The organism is Tardiphaga sp. OK246 (genome assembly GCF_900188215.1).
Taxonomy (GTDB): domain Bacteria; phylum Pseudomonadota; class Alphaproteobacteria; order Rhizobiales; family Xanthobacteraceae; genus Tardiphaga; species Tardiphaga robiniae.
In genome coordinates, this window is sequence record NZ_FZOX01000003.1 from 819151 (window position 1) to 832265 (window position 13115).

The 13115-nt window shown below is 61.6% G+C and carries 14 protein-coding genes; 2 read left to right on the forward strand and 12 right to left on the reverse strand.

The features are described from left to right. Positions 1 to 2: 2 nt before the first annotated feature. Genes phnN through phnG form a run of 8 tightly spaced genes read right to left on the reverse strand, consistent with a single transcriptional unit; the run spans position 3 to position 6332 of the window. Complete coding sequence (gene phnN, locus CHC01_RS16805) at positions 3 to 581, reverse strand: phosphonate metabolism protein/1,5-bisphosphokinase (PRPP-forming) PhnN (protein ID WP_089265363.1); 579 nt, start codon at positions 579 to 581, stop codon at positions 3 to 5. Beyond that, positions 578 to 1732 (reverse strand): alpha-D-ribose 1-methylphosphonate 5-triphosphate diphosphatase, encoded by a 1155-nt coding sequence (locus CHC01_RS16810; protein WP_089265364.1) that lies wholly within the window; start codon positions 1730 to 1732, stop codon positions 578 to 580. The genes phnN and CHC01_RS16810 overlap by 4 nt, the downstream gene beginning before the upstream one ends. A gap of 11 nt (positions 1733 to 1743) precedes the next feature. Further along, complete coding sequence (phnL, locus tag CHC01_RS16815; protein WP_089265365.1) at positions 1744 to 2445, reverse strand: phosphonate C-P lyase system protein PhnL; 702 nt, start codon at positions 2443 to 2445, stop codon at positions 1744 to 1746. A gap of 7 nt (positions 2446 to 2452) precedes the next feature. Continuing rightward, positions 2453 to 3277 carry a phosphonate C-P lyase system protein PhnK gene (phnK, locus tag CHC01_RS16820; RefSeq protein WP_089265366.1) on the reverse strand — a complete coding sequence of 275 codons (825 nt, stop codon included), beginning with the start codon at positions 3275 to 3277 and terminating at the stop codon, positions 2453 to 2455. Further along, positions 3270 to 4154 carry an alpha-D-ribose 1-methylphosphonate 5-phosphate C-P-lyase PhnJ gene (locus tag CHC01_RS16825; protein ID WP_089265367.1) on the reverse strand — a complete coding sequence of 295 codons (885 nt, stop codon included), beginning with the start codon at positions 4152 to 4154 and terminating at the stop codon, positions 3270 to 3272. Before CHC01_RS16825 ends, phnK begins: the two co-directional genes overlap by 8 nt. Further along, a complete protein-coding gene (locus tag CHC01_RS16830; RefSeq protein WP_089265368.1) occupies positions 4151 to 5257 on the reverse strand; it encodes a carbon-phosphorus lyase complex subunit in 1107 nt (368 codons plus the stop codon). Before CHC01_RS16830 ends, CHC01_RS16825 begins: the two co-directional genes overlap by 4 nt. Positions 5258 to 5259: 2 nt before the next feature. Beyond that, a complete protein-coding gene (phnH, locus tag CHC01_RS16835; protein WP_089265369.1) occupies positions 5260 to 5868 on the reverse strand; it encodes a phosphonate C-P lyase system protein PhnH in 609 nt (202 codons plus the stop codon). A gap of 2 nt (positions 5869 to 5870) precedes the next feature. Beyond that, entirely contained in the window at positions 5871 to 6332 is a 462-nt protein-coding gene (gene phnG / locus CHC01_RS16840) for a phosphonate C-P lyase system protein PhnG (RefSeq protein ID WP_089265370.1), read from the reverse strand. Between the two features lie 125 nt (positions 6333 to 6457). Between phnG and phnF the strand changes: the two genes are divergently transcribed. Next, the gene (gene phnF / locus CHC01_RS16845; protein ID WP_068735417.1) at positions 6458 to 7192 is read left to right on the forward strand and encodes a phosphonate metabolism transcriptional regulator PhnF; all 735 of its coding nucleotides are present in this window, start codon (positions 6458 to 6460) and stop codon (positions 7190 to 7192) included. Here phnF and CHC01_RS16850 read toward each other — a convergent pair whose 3' ends face one another. The 3 genes from CHC01_RS16850 to CHC01_RS16860 form a co-directional block, all read right to left on the reverse strand. After that, the gene (locus tag CHC01_RS16850) at positions 7193 to 7660 is read right to left on the reverse strand and encodes a nuclear transport factor 2 family protein (RefSeq protein WP_089265371.1); all 468 of its coding nucleotides are present in this window, start codon (positions 7658 to 7660) and stop codon (positions 7193 to 7195) included. Positions 7661 to 7742: 82 nt separating this feature from the next. Next, a complete protein-coding gene (gene ybgC / locus CHC01_RS16855; protein WP_089265372.1) occupies positions 7743 to 8189 on the reverse strand; it encodes a tol-pal system-associated acyl-CoA thioesterase in 447 nt (148 codons plus the stop codon). 165 nt (positions 8190 to 8354) lie between these two features. Further along, positions 8355 to 11138 carry a UPF0182 family membrane protein gene (locus CHC01_RS16860; protein ID WP_089265373.1) on the reverse strand — a complete coding sequence of 928 codons (2784 nt, stop codon included), beginning with the start codon at positions 11136 to 11138 and terminating at the stop codon, positions 8355 to 8357. A gap of 137 nt (positions 11139 to 11275) precedes the next feature. Between CHC01_RS16860 and rocD the strand changes: the two genes are divergently transcribed. After that, complete coding sequence (gene rocD, locus CHC01_RS16865) at positions 11276 to 12493, forward strand: ornithine--oxo-acid transaminase (RefSeq protein ID WP_089265374.1); 1218 nt, start codon at positions 11276 to 11278, stop codon at positions 12491 to 12493. A gap of 209 nt (positions 12494 to 12702) precedes the next feature. Here the strand turns inward: rocD and CHC01_RS16870 are convergent, their stop codons facing one another. Beyond that, a complete protein-coding gene (locus tag CHC01_RS16870; protein ID WP_089265375.1) occupies positions 12703 to 13113 on the reverse strand; it encodes an NUDIX hydrolase in 411 nt (136 codons plus the stop codon). Positions 13114 to 13115 lie beyond the last annotated feature (2 nt).

The following is a 13115-nucleotide window of genomic DNA, read 5'->3' on the forward strand; positions in this document are numbered from 1 at the left end:
GACTATTGACCCCTGATGACCCGTATCAGGTCATCCGCATGATCTTCCGCGACACCAATATTGTTGATCGTGACGTCGGCACCTGATGTCTCGACGCTACGCTTGAGCCGATCGCCGATCGGCCCATCGGTTGAGCGTCCCCGCGCCGCAAGTCGCGCCGCAAGCACTTCCGGCGGCGCCGTGATCGACACTACGACGACATCTTCATAAGCGGCACGTAGCGCCGGGATAACCGTTCGTGAGATATTGGCAACGACATTGCGGCCGGCGCGAAGCGCATCATCGATCGAGCGCGGAAGTGCATAAGAAAGTCCATGCGCTTCCCAGTGGACGGCGAAAGCGCCGCTGGCCTGTGCCTGACGGAACGCCTCCGGCGTGACCTGCGCATTATTTTCGAATTCTGACGCCTCGCGCGTCACCACGCGGCGCGTGAACACCACATTGTCGTCATCCGCGCAGGCGGCCTGCGCCAGACCGATCAGCGTATCCTTGCCGGCACCCGACGGGCCGACCACCAGCACCAACCGGCCGGGGCCGATCCGGCCTGCTTGCGCTTCGGATATCGCCGCGGTGTCGGTCATGCCACGCGATGTCCTTCGCGCCAGACATTGCGCACCACCGGCACCTCATGCGCCACATGGACGCGGATCACGTCGGCGCGCTTGCCGACCGCAATCTCGCCGCGGTCCATGAGCCCGACGGCTTCCGCGGGCCGCTTGGTCACGGTGCGGATCGCGCTCGCCAGATCGATGGAGGGTACCTTGCTCGAGAGCTGCAGGGCTCCCATCAGAAGGCTCGACGGCACATAGTCCGACGACAGAATATCCAGCATGCCTTCGCGGGCGAGATCGATCGCCGCGATATTGCCGGAATGCGAACCGTTGCGGACGACATTCGGCGCACCCATCAAGATGCCGATGCCAGCCTTGTGCAGGCCTTGGGCCGCTTCCAGCGTCGTCGGGAATTCGGCCACCGAGACCTTGTCTCCAACGGCTTCGGTGACGTTGTCTTCCGTCGTGTCGTCATGGCTCGCCAGCGGAATATTGCGCCCGTGAGCCAGCGCCACGATCGCGCGCATATTGCCGGCCGCATATTGCTGCTGACAGGCCAGGCGCTGTGCGAACATCACATCGAGCTCGGCATCGGACTTGCCGCCCTTCCCGCGATAGTAGGTACGCAGCTTCTCCTCATCGCGGAACTGGCGCTGGCCAGGCGTGTGGTCCATCAGCGACATCAGCCGGACGTTCGGCTTCTCCAAGAGCGCCTTCGCTTCCCCGACCACGGTCGGCATCGGAATCTCGCAGCGCAGATGCAGGAAGTGATCGACCCGCAGGAGACTGGCTTCGCCGGCAGAGGCAATGGAATCCACCAGCACGCCGGCATAGCTGTCGATGCCCTGGCTTGAGTCCTCACACCCGACCCGTACAGAGTCGAGCACCGTCGTAATGCCGGACGTGGCAAGTTGACCGTCATAGGAGACGACAGCAGCGATGGGATCCCAGAACACCTTCGGCCGCGGCATGAAATGCGCTTCGAGATGATCGGTATGCAGTTCGACAAGACCCGGCATGATCAGGTCGCCGCGCGCATCGTCGCTACCGCGTGGCGCATCACCCTCGCCGAATTCGGCGATGCGTCCACCAGCGAAGGCAATCCAGCCCTTGTCGATGACGCGGTCGGCGAGAACGATCCGGGCGTTGCCGATGACGGTTTCGGTCGATGATGCGGTCATGGTTCTCTTTCTCAGGCAGCAGCAGCGGCGAAGGATGCGACGTCCACCAGCCGATCGGCGATCAAGTGCCGCACTTCGTCGTCATGCACAATGGCAACCATGGCGACGCCGGCACGTTTTTTCTCGGCGACCAGTTCAACGACCACGGCTCGGTTGGCGGCATCGAGCGACGCGGTCGGTTCGTCCAGCAACAGGATCGGCAGATCGGAGATAAAACCACGCGCGATATTCACGCGTTGCTGCTCACCGCCGGAAAAGGTCGAGGGCGGCAGCTTCCACAGCCGCTCGGGAATGTTGAGGCGCTTAAGCAACGCACCGGCACGCGCATGGGCCTCCTCGCGCGTTACGCCAGCAGCGAGCAGCGGCTCGGCCACGACATCGATCGCTGCCACACGCGGCACTGCGCGCAGGAACTGGCTGACATACCCGATGGTGTCGCGGCGCACACCCAGGATCTCGCGCGGCTCGGCGGTGGCGATATCGATGACGTCACCGTTGTGGCGCACTCCAATGGTGCCGCCGTCGCAGCGATAGTTGCCGAAGATCATTTTCAGGATCGACGACTTGCCCGCCCCCGAGGGACCGGACAGCACAACGCATTCGCCCGGCGCCACATGAAACGACACGTTGCGCACCACCGGCAGGCGGATGCCGTCCTGCAGATGCATCACGAAGGTCTTTTCGGCGTTGCGGATATCGATCATCGGAATCATGTTGACCTCACGCCGGCAGGATCGAGGAAACGAGCAGTTGCGTATAGGGCTCTCTGGGATCGTCGAGCACCTGATCGGTGAGCCCCGTCTCGATCACGCGACCGCCCTGCATCACCATCACGCGATGCGACAGCAACCGCGCCACCGCGAGATCGTGCGTCACAACGATCGCGCTAAGGCCAAGCTCGCTGACCAGCGTACGCATCATGTCCAGCAAACGGGCCTGCACCGACACGTCGAGACCGCCGGTCGGTTCGTCCATAAAGACCAGCCGTGGTTCGGTGACGAGGTTGCGCGCGATCTGCAGCCGCTGCCGCATGCCGCCGGAATAGGTCCGCGGCGCATCGTCGATACGATCGGGAGAAATCTCGACGCGCTCGAGCCACGAGGTCGCCGTGTCACGAATCTTGCCGTAGTGATTCTGGCCCACAGCCATCAGCCGCTCGCCGACATTGGCGCCGGCCGAGACCGCCATGCGCAGCCCCATCGCCGGGTCCTGATGCACAAAGCCCCAGTCGGTGCGAAACAGGAAGCGGCGCTCGGCTTCGCCCATCGCCGCGAGATCGCGGGTCACGCCGTCGCGCATCCGGTAGGAGACGCTGCCGGTGGTCGGCGCCAGTTGGGCGGAGAGCATCTGCAGCAGTGTCGATTTGCCGGACCCGGACTCGCCGACAATGGCCAGCACCTCGCCGGAATAGAGTTCGAAGGACACGTCGCGGCATGCCGCAAGACGGCCATAAGATTTTCCCAGGTTTGCCGCAACGAGCAACGGCTCGTCACTCGCAGCCCCGCGCGCCCCCGGTGCAGTTGAATTCGCTGTCACATCAAGCATTTGCGCTCTCCGCATAAGGCGCAGCATTCTCGCTGCCGCGATGCCCCTGTGATTGCCGCGTTTCGCAATAGTCGGTGTCGGAGCAGACGAACATCCGGCTGCCCTTGTTGTCGGTGACGATCTCGTCGAGATAGCTATCCTCGGCATTGCACAGCGCGCAGCAGGCCTTGTGCTTGTAGGGCTCGAATGGATGATCCTCGAAATCCAGCGACACCACCGATGTGTAAGGCGGGATCGCATAGATGCGCTTCTCGCGGCCGGCACCGAACAGTTGTAGCGCCGCGCAATTGTCCATCTTCGGATTGTCGAATTTCGGCGTCGGCGATGGGTCCATCACATAACGCGCATTGACCTTCACCGGATAGGCATAGGACGTGGCGATATGGCCGAAGCGCGCGATGTCTTCATACAGCTTTACATGCATCAAGCCGTATTCGGCGAGCGCATGCATACGCCGCGTCTCTGTCTCGCGCGGCTCGAGGAAGCGCAGCGGCTCGGGGATCGGCACCTGATAGACCAGCACCTGATGCGCCTGCAGCGTCGCTTCGGGAATGCGATGCCGTGTCTGGATCACAGTCGCATCGCCCGTGCTCGTGGTTACCGCAACGCCGGCAGTTTTCTCGAAGAATTTACGGATCGAGATCGCGTTGGTGGTGTCGTCAGAGCCCTGGTCGATCACCTTGAGCTTGTCGAAGGGGCCGAGAATCGCCGCCGTGACCTGCACGCCGCCGGTGCCCCAGCCATAGGGCATCGGCATTTCCCTGCTGGCGAACGGCACCTGATAGCCGGGGATCGCGATCGCCTTGAGAATGGCGCGGCGGATCATCCGCTTGGTCTGCTCGTCCAGATAAGCGAAGTTATATGTCGGCGCGTTCATTCCGCGGCCTCCTGAAGAGCAACTGGCGTCTCGTTGGCATCGGCGAATTCCTTGCGCAGCTTGCGGAGCAAGCCGAGCTCGGACTGGAAGTCGACGTAATGCGGCAGCTTCAGATGCTCGACGAAGCCGGTCGCCTGCACATTGTCGGAATGCGACATGACGAATTCCTCGTCCTGCGCCGGCGCCTTGATGTCCTCGCCGAGTTCGCGTGCACGCAGCGTGCGATCGACCAGCGCCATCGACATCACCTTGCGCTCAGACTGGCCGAAGGCGAGACCGTAACCGCGGGTAAAGCAAGGCGCCTCGGTATCCGAGCCCTTGAACTGATTGACCATCTGGCATTCGGTCAGCGTGATCGATCCCAGCGGCACGGCGAAGCCAACATCCTCGGCCATGAATTCGACCTCGACTTCGCCAAGACGGATTTCGCCGGCAAAAGGATGGTTGCGGCCATAGCCGCGCTGCGATGAATAGCCGAGCGACAGAAGAAACCCTTCATCGGCCCGCGCAAGATTCTGAAGGCGCAGATCGCGGTCTGCCGGGAAGCTCAGCGCATCGCGGGTGAGATCGCCCACCGGCTTCTCGGGATCTTCGATGGGCGACGTTTCAATCAGGCCGTCGCGGCCAAGAATATCGGTGACGCGCGGCATCACACCCGGCTCTGCATCGGTCATGGCCGGCTGTTCGGGCGAGGATTCGCCGGTCAGCACCGGATCGAGCAAACGATGCGTATAGTCGAAGGTCGGGCCAAGCACCTGGCCGCCCGGCATGTCCTTGAAGGTCGAGGAGACGCGGCGACGCACCTGCATCTGCGACGTATCGACGGGTTCACTCGAACCGAACCGCGGCAGCGTCGCGCGGAAGGCGCGCAGCAGGAAGATCGCCTCGATCATGTCGCCGCGTGCCTGCTTGATGGCCAGCGCCGCGAGCTCGCGGTCATAGAGCGAGCCTTCGGTCATCACGCGATCGACGGCGAGACCGAGCTGATTGGAGATCTGTGCCAGCGATACTTCCGGCACATCGCGATCACCCCGGCGCTCATGAGCCAGCAGACGATGCGCATTCTCGATGGCGCGTTCGCCACCCTTGACGGCGACATACATGCTCAGCCCTCCTTCGCGACAAGACGCGTGGTACGCGGTAGCGCGACAATGGATTCGCCGGACACCAGCACGAGATCGATGCCGCGGGGAAACAGCGAGGCATTCAGCGCGAGACGATCCAGCAGATCCGGCACGCCGATTGCGGCACGCAGGATCGTGACACCATCGATACCGGGACCGCGCAATTCATAGGTCGGGCCTTCAGTCAGGCTCGCCACCTGCAGAACGATCGTGGTGGAGCGATCCGGATATTCGCCGGTGCCGAAGGCGAAGTGCTCGAAGGACGGCAGCGCGGCAGCATCAGCCACCACGGCGAAGGCACACACGGCGGGATCGGCGATGACCGGCGCGCTGGTGTGAAACTTGATCCACTTGGCAACATCCATCGTCGCCGCCAACTTGCTATCGAGCCACACCGGCGTGTCCTGATCGAACAGCGTGAGCGCGATAGCGGCCGCGCCGCGCATCATCGGCGCAGGTACGCCCGAAACAGCCTGAATCCGCTGCACAGTGCCGGGACGCGCCATCGCATCCATCACCGAACGGAAGGTCGATTGCGCTGCGAGGACCTTATCCGCGAAACCGGCCGGCATTTCCGCAACTGTCGTCATGATCAGCCCTCCCCGCGCACGAGCGTGTAGAAATCGACTTTGGTCGCTGCCGTCTCTGCGGCCTTCCGCTTGACATCGGCGACGACGCGCGCACGCAGCGGCGTCAGCACCTTGCTCTCGACAGCATCTGAAAATTCACTGGTCTGGATGAGTGCATCGCAGAGCGCGATCAGGTGCGCCTTCGCGCCGTCACGGCCCAGTGTGTAGCCGAAGCCGACCTCACCGCTGGCAAGCCGTACAGCGGCACGCGACACGGTCGCTTCGCCCAGATTGAATGGCGCGCCATCGCCGCCGATCCGGCCGCGCAGCATCACCAGGCCGTTTTCCGGCTGACGCAGTTGTTCATGGGCGGGAACAGCCACAGCATCGAGATATCCGGCGATATCCGCCGTGGCGGAGTGCCCAAGCACCCCCATCGCCTCACGGCGCCGGGCCTGCTGGTGGTTCAGGGAGGATGAAGTCATGTCACCGCCGCTCAACAAGTTGTATGATTTACTAGACAACTTTATAGGCGGAGGCAATGACCGTTTCGTGACAGCGGCACGATTTTTCGCTAATGCGTGGTCGACATCATTCCGGGACCGATTTTGTGACCATTCAGGACAAGCCAACAGGCGTTGCATTGTGGCGGCACGTCGCCGACGGCATCGAGCGCGGCATTGCAGATGGCCGCTATGGCGCTGGCGAAAAGCTGCCCGGCGAGACCGAACTGGCTGACATCTACCGCGTCAATCGCCACACCGTGCGCCGCGCCCTCGCAACCCTGGCCGAACGCGGCCTGGTGCGCGCCGAGCGCGGCAGCGGCACCTATGTGGAATCGCCAAAGCTTGCATATCCCCTGCGATCACGCACCCGCTTCTCGGAAATTGCCGGTGCCGGCGGGCGCGAGCCGCAAGCGCAATTGATCGGAGCCTGGGACGATGTGGCAACACGCGATCTCGCCAGGCAGCTTGGCCTCAAAGCCGGCGCTCCGCTGATCCGCATTGAAGCCTTGCGGTTGGCGGACAAGACGCCGATCTGCGTCGGCACCAACTGGCTGTCGGCCGAACGCTTTCCCGATTTCGGCAAGGTCTATGAGCGCGTGCGCTCGATGACCAAGGCCCTGGCGCATTACGGCATCAAGGACTATCGCCGCGCCTCGACGAAGGTCACCGCGGGGATCATCGACGCAACCGATGCGACACGGCTTGGCGTTGCACTCGGGCGTCCGATCTTGATTGTCGATTCCATCGATGTGGATGCCGACGGCACGCCGCTGAGCGCTACGCATTCACGTTTCGTCGCCGAGCGCGTCGAATTCGTGGTCGATAGCGGCTCGCTTTAGTTAGAACGGGTCGGTGCCGAGACCCGGCACATCGGCCGGACGTGGCCCCGGCGCCGGCCACAGGAAACGGCGATCCTTCTCGGCAATGGCCACATCGTTGATACTCGCCTCGCGGCGGCGCATCAGGCCGGCCTCGTCAAACTCCCATTGCTCATTACCATAGGAGCGATGCCAGTTGCCGGCGTCGTCATGCCATTCATATTGAAAGCGCACGGCAATGTGATTGCCGTCGAACGCCCACAAATCCTTGATCAGCCGATATTCGTGCTCCTTCGCCCATTTACGGGTGAGGAATTCGACGATCGCCGGGCGCCCCTGAAAGAACTCGCCGCGGTTGCGCCAGATCGAGTCCTCGGTATAGGCGAGCGACACTTTCACCGGATCGCGCGAATTCCAGGCATCTTCGGCCATGCGGGCCTTCTGGGCGGCGGTCTCTCGGGTGAAGGGCGGAAACGGTGGACGCGACATGGGACCCTCGGCTTTGCGATGTTGCAGGGATTGTAGCCCTGCCGCATGCGGTGTCGATGCCGTTTCACCTATGGGGCGATTGCTAAATCTGATCGGCCTTCATGGCGATCCGCAGCGCTTTCGGAATCGGCTTGGCGCGGCCGCCGGACACGAAGGCCACCTTGACCTTGGCCTCAAGCAGCAACTCATCGCCGCGGCGCACTTCCTGCCCGAGCAGGATCGAAGCGCCCCTCACCTCTTGTGGAATCGTGACGACGTCAAGCAGATCGTCCAGGACTGCCGGTTTTAGAAAATCAATTTTCATCGAACGAACAACGAAGGCAAAGCCGGGCGCACCCTCTCGCGCTTCTTTCAGCAGCTCTTGTTGACTCGTTCCGAGCAAACGCAAGTAATTCGTTCTGCCGCGTTCCATGAAACGCAAAAAATTTGCGTGATAAACAATCTGGCCGGCGTCAGTATCTTCGAAATAAACACGGACCGGCATATGATGACGACCGTCGCGAATTTCGCCATCAAGAGAGGCTGTCACAGGGAGATTCCTCTTATCACACTCCGGGGAGTAATCGTCTTGCACAGAGGCACCTTCCCCAGCAAGTGCCAATCGCTTTGGGCTTGAACCTTGCTTGGGATGCACCTGGAATCTTGGTCGCGGGAACGCGCATCTCTTTGTCGAATGACAATCAGCCGGCGTTGGTCAGTGTCCGGCGGATTCCCGGCTCATTTTCTCCAAAAGACCGCGCATCGCGTCGATCTGCGTGCCGAAGCCTGCCCAATCCCCAGACCTCAACAGCTTCATTGCCTCGTTATAGCGATCAAGCGCCTCCTGCGCCCTGTTTTCCGCAGGGCTCGCACGTGGCATTTCCGTCGCAGCACTCAGCGATGTCGGCGACGCGTTAGTTTCGATGAAGAGCGCGGACAAGGCCTCGGCAAGCGTGTCTTTCATGACGACATGCTCGCCGTAGGCGGCGATCACGCGCTTGAGCTCCGGCAAGTGTCCGTGGACCGCGCGCAGGTACAGCGGCGACACGTACAGGATCGAATTCTCGATCGGGATCACCAGAAGGTTTCCGCGGATGACCCGTGAACCCATCTGGTTCCACAACGATATTTGCTGGGAGATCTCCGTGTTCTGATGAATGCGCGCCTCGATCTGGAACGGTCCGTAGACGAGCTTCTCCTTGGGAAATTCGTAGACGATCAATTTTCCATAGTCAGGAGCGTCGCAGCGCGCTGCCAGCCATGCGATCATATTGTCGCGTCGGCTTGGCACCATGGGGATCATGATAAAGAACTCGGCCTGGGTTTCTCCGGGCAGCCGCATCACAATGTAGTAAGGGACCATCGGCGCGACGCCGTCGCCGGCCGGCTGGCGCGGAAACTGCCAAAGATCCTCCCGGTTATAGAAAACGTCGGCAGATGCCATGTGATAGGTCTGGTAAAGCTGCGCCTGAATCAGGAAGAGGTCCTCGGGATAGCGAATGTGCTTTTGCAGATCGGACGGCATCGCCGCAAACGGCTTGAATAGCCCCGGAAAGATTCGCTGGTAGGTGGCCGCGATCGGGTCCGCCTGGTCCATCAGATAAAAGTCGACACTGCCGTTATAGGCGTCGATGACGGCCTTCACGGAATTGCGGATGTAGTTCAGATTGCGGCCGGGCGCAGGCTGCGCAGAGGGAAAATAGTTACTGGTTGTATAGGCATCCTGGATCCAGAACATCCGCCCCTCGCTGATGACCAGATAGGGATCGTGGTCGAGGCTGAGGAACGGGGCGATCGTACGTAGCCGTTCCCCGATATTGCGCCGGATCATGATCCGGCTGTCGTCGGTGATGTAGCTGGAGAGCAGCAGGTTCATGTCGTTGAAGTGGTGAGCGAAGATGATTTTTCGCACCATACCCGTCAGCGGTACGCCACCGGCACCGTCGTAGACCGTGTATGCGTTTTCACTCCCCTTCGGATAGTCGAATTCCGGCGTGGTCGTCCTGACGACAACGTAGTTGCTCTCCTCTTGTCCATAATAAATGCGCGGTTCGCGGATTTCGGGGCCGCCGTCCGCAACGGGAGGAATATCCCGCAGGTAAAGTAGCGGGAGCCCTTCAGCGCTCTTGTGCATTACCGGGCTCATCACCGCTCCATTGCCATGGGTGAACAGCAGGTGGAGGTTGACCCACGTCTGGGCGTTCGGCGGCAGCAGTGAGGATCTGAGCTCGCGTGCCGAGAGCATCACGCTCTGGTAGGTGCCGCGAAGCCAGTAGCGGTCGACATCCAGGTCACTTAATTTGTAATAGGTGCGTATCTCCTGCAGCTGGGCGTAGGTATCCGCCAGCGGCTGCCCGTCCCACAATCTGATGTTCTCGATGGTCGCCTTGTTGGCTTCGAGTGTCGCGAAGGTAAGGTCCTGTTCGGCAGGAAAGGGCTTGGCGGCGATCTTGTCGAGATTATAGGCTTCCCTGGTCAGACGGATGCTGCGCTCGATGTAGGGCCGCTCCAGTTCCAGTTCGTTCGGTTTCACGTAGAACCGCTGAAACAGCGTCGGGATCACGCCGGACAGCAGGAAGGCGCCCCCGAAGACGAGCAACATCGCGGCAGTGGGGAGCCAGTAGGTACGCGCCCACAGGTTCGCCCACGCGGCGCATGCCGCGACGATCGAAAGCCCGATCAGCAACCAGAGAACGGGTAGCAGAACGTGGACATCGGTGTAGCTCGCGCCAACCACTACGCCATTGTCTCCGTAGAGCAGCAAATAACGGTCGATTCCGTAGGACCATGCCTTCACCGCAAAGAGCAAGCCGAGCAGCGCCGAGCCGTGAGCGACCGCTGTCGGTGATATCGACCACCGCTGGACCTGGTATTCGATCTGACCATGCAGCCAATAGATCACTGCGGCGAGAAGTGCGCTCATGAACAGCGTTAGCAACGCCCAATTCTTGATGGCGATATAGGCGGGCAGCGAAAACAGATAGAATCCAATATCCTTGTCATACAGCGGATCATTCGCGCCATATGGCACCTGATAGAGGAACTGCAGAATGATGCTCCAGTTGCCGACCTCCTCCCATGCAACAAGCAGAGCGAGGAATCCGGCGCCGCCAGCGATGGCAAGGCGCCATGGCAACCGATCGCGTATGAATTCGAACGGATCGGGCGGCACCGCGGTGGCCGCGAGCTTCCAGTCGAAGTCGACGGGAAGCCGGCCTCGCCGCCGTCGGACAAGAAAAAGTGCCAGCCGGGCGTTCGCCCACGCAATGACGGCAGTTGCCGCGAAGACGACAGAAAAGACTGCGGCTTTCGCGCCGATCGATGTCCAGAAAACCTGCGAATAGCCGACCGCGGAGAACCACATCCAGTCGACCAGGAAGTCGCCGACAATCGCGAGAAGGATCAGGCAAATTCCGGAGAAGATGGCAGTCACAATCACCCCGACCACGGCGTTTCGCCCTGGCGTCTTCCGTTCGGGCCCGGTAATCCCGATCGTCATGAACGGATTATAGCAGAACGCGAGAGGTGGCGGTGCCTGTCGTGAGCCCTCGCACCTTTTTTTTCTGCGTCGGCCTTCCTACATCAGAACTGAGGCGCGCATCGCCTTAGGCGCGCCCAATCGGGAGAGCGCTTGTCATGACCGATTTCGCCGGTCTTGAAGCCCGTTTTGGTGCAGGAAACTATGCACCATTGCCGGTCACGATCGTCCGCGGGGCTGGAGTCTACGTGTGGGACGAGGCTGGCAGACGCTACATCGACATGATGGGAGCGTATTCGGCGGCAAGCTTCGGCCATTGCCATCCGCGCCTCGTCAAGGCGCTGACAGAACAGGCACAGCGCCTGGACACGATCTCGCGCGCTTATTTCAGCGATCGGCTGGGGCCTTTCCTCGCCAAGGCTTGTGCACTTACCGGCATGGACGCCGCGTTGCCGATGAACAGCGGCGCGGAAGCCGTCGAGACGGCGCTCAAGGCGGCACGTAAATGGGCCTACAGGGTCAAGGGAGTGCCGACTGACCGGGCCGAAATCATTGTCGCAGAAGGAAATTTCCACGGCCGCACCATCTCGATCGTCGGCTTTTCTTCGCAAGCCCAATATCGCGACGGCTTCGGGCCGTTCCCACCTGGCTTCACATGCGTGCCGTTCGGCGATGCGCCGGCGCTCGCCGCGGCCATTACCTCTGACACCGCAGCCTTTTTGGTCGAACCAATTCAAGGCGAAGGCGGGATCAATGCGCCGCCCCCTGGATATCTCGCTGAGGTCGCGCGCATTTGCAAGGCGAACAACGTGCTGCTGCTGTGCGACGAGATCCAGAGCGGTCTGGGACGCACCGGACGTCTGCTCGCGTGTCAGCATGAAGGGGTAACACCCGACGGTCTGATGCTCGGCAAGGCGCTCGGTGGTGGGATGTTGCCGGTTTCGCTTTTCCTCGCCCGTCGCGAGGTCATGCAGGTTTTCACTCCGGGTGACCACGGCAGCACGTTCGGAGGCAACCCGATTGCATCAGCGGTTGGATTGGCGGCCCTCGACACACTGATCGACGAGCGATTGATTGAACGCGCCGCGACTGTCGGCGCGCATCTCCTCGATCGGCTCTCCGCGATCAAAAATCCGATCATTCGCGAGGTGCGCGGTCGCGGCTTGTTTGCGGGGGTCGAGTTACACCGCAACATGGCTAGTGCCGGTACGGTGATCAGCCGCTTGCTTCAGGCGGGAGTGCTGACCAAAGATACTCACCGGAACACGATACGCTTTGCGCCCCCCTTGATTATCGACAAGTCACAGGTGGATTGGGCCGTAGACCGATTGACCGAAGTACTGGACGAGATCGCCGCATCGACGGTTCAGGCCTAGCCGCCGCCAATATTGGGCAAGGCTGATCCGCGCGGCGACAATTGCGCCTGAGCTTGTGCTAAGGACGAGATCAAAGCGCTCGCGAAGCCGGCGTCCGAGCACCCCTTCGATCTCTTGGCTCTTGACCCCACAAAGACCATGGCGCCGCACCTGCATGCGATGCAGGCCGTCGGCGATGGCGCCGTCGAGATGGAAGGTCGTAGAACTTGTCATAACGAAAAGCCGTGAGCTGCGAGTGGCAGCACGTGATCACGCGTCAATGGCGCCAGGACGATAGCCTCAGGCGCAGTTGGATTGATCCAAATCGCTTCGGCGATCTCGGCCTGGGGCGCGATCGCTCCATCCACCTTCACCGCATAAACACTGGCCTGCACCTGCCATCCCGGCTCATTGGCGGCGACGCTGTTGAACTGCCCGAGCGCTTGCGCAGAGCCCGGCACCATCCGGCAGCCGAGCTCCTCGCTGATCTCGCGCTCCAGCGCGGCCAGATCGTCTTCGCCAGCATCGCGCTTGCCACCCGGCTGCATGAAGGCCTCGGTGCCACGCTTTCGCACCACCAGCATGCGCCCGCAATCGTCACGGATCAGCGCGGCTACCACGCCGATAATCTTTTCGGTCATCG